The 2,500-nt window shown below is 53.5% G+C and carries 1 rRNA gene (cut by a window edge); it reads left to right on the top strand.

Annotation, left to right across the window (positions count from 1 at the left end):
• A 23S ribosomal RNA gene (locus AC075L_RS00035) occupies positions 1 to 2,500 on the top strand (it extends 386 nt beyond the left edge of the window).

Below are 2,500 nucleotides of genomic sequence, written 5' to 3'. Positions count from 1 at the left end.
CAGACTGAGCAGGATCCAGAGTACCACGAGACACGTGGAACCTTGTGGGAAATCAGGGGGACCACCCCCTAAGGCTAAATACTACTTAGTGACCGATAGCGCATAGTACTGTGAAGGAAAGGTGAAAAGGACCCCGGGAGGGGAGTGAAAGAGAACCTGAAACCCTGTGTCTACAAGCTGTGGAAGCACTTTATATGTGCGACCGCGTACTTTTTGTAGAACGGTCCGGCGAGTTACGCTTACTGGCAAGGTTAAGCACTTCAGGTGTGGAGCCGTAGGGAAACCAAGTCTTAAGAGGGCCTTAAGTCAGTAGGAGTAGACCCGAAACCGGGTGATCTATCCATGTCCAGGTTGAAGCTGCCGTAAGAGGTAGTGGAGGACCGAACCCACATCCGTTGAAAAGGGTGGGGATGAGGTGTGGATAGGGGAGAAATTCCAATCGAACCCGGAGATAGCTGGTTCTCCTCGAAATAGCTTTAGGGCTAGCCTCGATACAGATTTGCGGAGGTAGAGCACTGAATTTCCTAGGGGGCGTCAAAGCCTACCGAAGAATATCAAACTCCGAATGCCGCGTAATCGATTATCGGGAGTCAGACTGCACGAGATAAGTTGGGCGGTCAAAAGGGAAAGAGCCCAGACCTTCAGTTAAGGTCCCAAAGTGCGCGTTAAGTGGAAAAGGATGTGGGATTTCGAAGACAACCAGGATGTTGGCTCAGAAGCAGCCATCCATTCAAAGAGTGCGTAATAGCTCACTGGTCGAGAGGTCCTGCGCCGAAAATGTCCGGGGCTGAAACGCGCCACCGAAACTAAGGAACCGAAAGGTTGGTAGAGGAGCATTGCATGCGGGAAGAAGCAGTACCGTAAGGAGCTGTGGACTGCATGGAAGAGAGAATGCCGGAATGAGTAGCGAGAATAGAGGTGGGAATCCTTATGGCCGAATATCCAAGGTTTCCAGAGTAAAGCTGATCTGCTCTGGGTAAGTCGGGGCCTAAGGCGAGGACGAGAGTCGTAGCCGATGGACAACAGGTGGAGATTCCTGTACTGCGGTATGACAGAACTGTGGGGACACGTAAGGAAAGCGGAAGCCGGGAATGGAAAGCCCGGTGCAAGCGGGGTACCAGTCACTTTGGCAAATCCGGGTGGCAATGGGAAGCCGTGATGCGGAGCGAAATAAAGTAGCGAAGTCCGTGAGCCATGCGTCAAGAAAAGCCGCTATTGTTTATACCGTACCCGTACCGTAAACCGACACAGGTGGATGAGGAGAGAATCCTAAGGCCGGCGGAAGAAGCATTGTCAAGGAACTCGGCAAAATGGCCCCGTAACTTAGGGATAAGGGGTGCCTGGGAAACCAGGCCGCAGAGAATAGGCTCAAGCAACTGTTTAGCAAAAACACAGGTCTATGCGAAACCGAAAGGTGAGGTATATGGGCTGACGCCTGCCCGGTGCTGGAAGGTTAAGAGGAGAGGTTAGCGCAAGCGAAGCTTTGAATTTAAGCCCCAGTAAACGGCGGCCGTAACTATAACGGTCCTAAGGTAGCGAAATTCCTTGTCGGGTAAGTTCCGACCCGCACGAAAGGCGTAATGATTTGAGCGCTGTCTCGACAATGCATCCGGTGAAATTGAAGTACCAGTGAAGATGCTGGTTACCTGCGCCAGGACGGAAAGACCCCATGGAGCTTTACTCCAGTCTGGTACTGGGACTCGGTATTGCATGTACAGGATAGGTGGGAGGCTAGGAGATGGTAACGCCAGTTGCCATGGAGCCGCTGTTGGGATACCACCCTTGCAGTATTGGGTTTCTAACCAGCCGCCGTGACCCGGCGGTGGGACAATGCCAGACGGGGAGTTTGACTGGGGCGGTCGCCTCCGAAAGGGTATCGGAGGCGCCCAAAGGTTCCCTCAGAATGGACGGAAACCATTCGAAGAGTGCAAAGGCAGAAGGGAGCTTGACTGCGACACCGACGGGTGGAGCAGGTACGAAAGTAGGGCTTAGTGATCCGGTGGTATTAAGTGGGAATGCCATCGCTCAACGGATAAAAGCTACCCTGGGGATAACAGGCTTATCACTCCCAAGAGTTCACATCGACGGAGTGGTTTGGCACCTCGATGTCGGCTCATCGCATCCTGGGGCTGTAGTAGGTCCCAAGGGTTGGGCTGTTCGCCCATTAAAGCGGTACGCGAGCTGGGTTCAGAACGTCGTGAGACAGTTCGGTCCCTATCCGGCGTGGGCGTAGGATATCTGAGAGGAGCTGTCCTTAGTACGAGAGGACCGGGATGGACGGGCCGCTGGTGCATCGGTTAGACTGCCAAGTCTACGGCCGAGTAGCCAAGCCCGGAAGGGATAAACGCTGAAGGCATCTAAGCGTGAAGCCCCCCTTAAGATGAGATATCCCATTCGAAAGAAGTAAACCCCCTTGAAGACGACGAGGTAGATAGGGCAGAGGTGGAAGTGTGGCAACACATGGAGCTGACTGTTACTAATCGGGTGAGGGCTTGACCAA

The organism is Blautia sp. ZXY-1-B12 (assembly GCF_056339915.1).
This window is presented reverse-complemented; position numbering and strand designations above follow the sequence as displayed.